We start from the raw sequence: 2512 nt of genomic DNA, 5'->3' as shown, positions 1-2512 counted from the left end.
AAGCTTCTGCATCACCCAGTTGACTGCGGCGAGCTGATACGGTTCGAGACGGACCAGCGAATTCGAGATGCTCAGCAGCTGTCCCTGCTCGTGGGCGATTTGTAGCTGGAGCGCCTGCGAACGAAGATCGAACCACTCGGCCGAGACAGCCTCGTGGTCGGGATGTAGCTGTTCGGCTGACGCCGAGCGCAGTTCCCCAAGCTGATCGCGTTTGGGTTCGACCTCGACGTCATCGATACAGACAGTCTTCACGCCGGTGTCTTCGACGTAGGCCCGGAGATAGTCGAGATCGCCGACGGAGTAGGTCTTAATGACCTCGGCAGTGCGTCCATTGAGGAGGACCGTATCACCGGGATCGAAATCAGTCATTAGCGGTCATTCCTGCGTGATCGTGACGAAGTTGAGCACGAATTCCTGTGGGAGAACTCCACCGTGGTAGAAGCGAGCATCGGGAATTCCCTGATTGCGGAAGCGCTGAATCGGATCAGCGAGGACACTAATTTTCGTGTTATCGTCAAGGTAGCCGAGATGAGTGTTCTCGTCGAGGAGGACGCCAGGTGCATCCTCGTCGATGTCTGTTCCGGCCACCCAACGGCGGGTCACCTGCTCCGCCTCGTCCGGTGGATAGATGCCATCAAGATCGATGCTCTGGGGAAGCGAGACAAAGCCGTGGTCGGCGAGAATGTATGCGCGGTCCCACTCTCCCTGGTCGAGCTTCTCGCAGATGATGTCCGATATCTTCTCGATACGGTCGCTGAACAGCGCCTCGAAGTCGGTTAGCTCTTTTTCACCAGCTTTGTCGAGGTCGTTCCAGTAGTACGCGACGCGAGTGTTGCTCCATCCCGACTTGTCGTCCTTGCTCTGCATGATGTAACTCCAGCCATCGTCCTTCAGCATCTTCTCACGCTGGTAGTTAGTGATCTCGCGGCCGTTGCGTTCCGGAACGAGTTCCCCGTCGTCGAGTTCGATGTTGAAGCTGAACTTACTGCCGGGCGTGAGCGCTGCTTTTCCGAACTCGGTATCGGAGGGGAGTGTTCCGACCCAAGAGGTCTCGTCGACTTCAAGGCCAGGGAGTTCACGACGGACGGACTCCGCCAGTTCGTGGGCGAGGTCGAAACGCAGCGCGTCGACGATGAACAGCGCAACACTCTGGCCACTCTGGAGGTGTTCTTGCTCTTGGTCGAAGAACTGGTGGGCGTAGTTTTCGCCGACGAACGGTGAGCCTGCCTCGATCTGGTCAACGACCAGGTCGCCGAGATCGCTGAGGTAGTCGAGGTAGCGTGACTTAGTCAGCGACGTGCGCAGGTCGTCGAGACTCGCCGTCGCGGGATGTTCCTCGGGGAGCCCGTGCTCGGGCTCGCCGGAGACGATGAGGTTGAAAACGGCGTTGTCGATCTGCCAGGTTCCATCGTCAACGTCGCCATAGAGGTCGACGACGTCGGTCGTATCGCCGCGTTCTTCCCATGTTTCGAGTTCGTGTGCGAGCTTGGCAACCTCGACAGCTTGGTTCCAGACGCTCGTCCACGGGACGTCACCGTAGGTCGTTTCGAGACGCTGGTAGCGTGTGGCCGCTCGGGTCGTACACGCCTCGTACTCACCGTCGTGGAACGCTTGCAGCCATTCGTTCCAGAGTTCGTGTTCGAGCGAGGCGTCGACGGGACAGTCGGCCAGTTCCCACGGATCGTCGTAGGATCGAAGAATATCGTGCCAGAACTGGGCGTCCGGATCGAGGTACACGTGCGCCAGCTCTTCGGCACGTTCCGGGTCGACTTTGCTCAGTAGTGACTGAAGTTCAGGTCGGGAGATCCCGAGTCCCGAACTGGACTCGGGTCGGTATTCGGCGTCGAGGAGCGACTTGTCGAGCCCCTCCTCGACGAGCCACTCGGCGACGGCCCAGCGCCGCGTACGTTTCACGAGAACGTCCTCGTCGGTGACGCCGTCGACGGCCGCGACGCCGTTGTCGACCAACAGATCGCGAATCTGTAGCAGATCGCCGGTCTCGTCGGGAAGGTTCTCGGCGCCGTGTTCGAGAACAAACTGGACCGGATCCTCATGACCATCCAGGACGATCTTCGTCTGGAGCCCCTGGAGCGTCGGGAGGCCCCCCTCGCCGTTGAGCTCCTGGAAGAGCGTCTTGGCGACCTGTTCGCGGTCACCTTCGCCGACGTCTTCGTAGGCCGTGCGAATCGACGCCGCCTGGATGCGGTCGTTCTCGAAGCAACGTGCGGCAAGCTTACCGATGTGCGCCTCAACGACACCACCAGTGTTCTCGACGTCTTTGAACCAGTCCACGTCGTCGCTGTGGGCCTGTGGTACGTACCAGACGGTTCGATCGCGCGGGGAGTCGGCGCGCAGCTCGAGTGCCGTTTGCTCGGCCGCATAGAACTCACAGCCCACCGAGTGGCTGACCTCTTGGACGATGTCGCGGAGGTAGCCACCGTCGTCCCACCAGAGTACGACCGGATCCTCGTCGGCTGCCTCGTCGATGGCAGTCTCGATGGCGTCTTCAGCG

Annotated in this window: 1 protein-coding gene and 1 pseudogene; both read right to left on the bottom strand. The window is 60.4% G+C overall.

The window, feature by feature from the left end:
- A pseudogene (locus IEX72_RS15015) lies at window positions 1–369 on the bottom strand (helicase-related protein); the annotation flags it as partial.
- 6 nt (window positions 370–375) lie between these two features.
- A partial coding sequence (gene pglZ, locus IEX72_RS15010) for a BREX-5 system phosphatase PglZ (protein ID WP_188788797.1) occupies window positions 376–2512 on the bottom strand: 2137 nt, incomplete at its 5' end.

The sequence above is a fragment of the Halobellus salinus genome, from assembly GCF_014646875.1.
GTDB lineage: Archaea > Halobacteriota > Halobacteria > Halobacteriales > Haloferacaceae > Haloquadratum > Haloquadratum salinum.
Note: the sequence above shows the minus strand (reverse complement) of the source record. Positions and strands in the feature narration are given on the sequence as shown.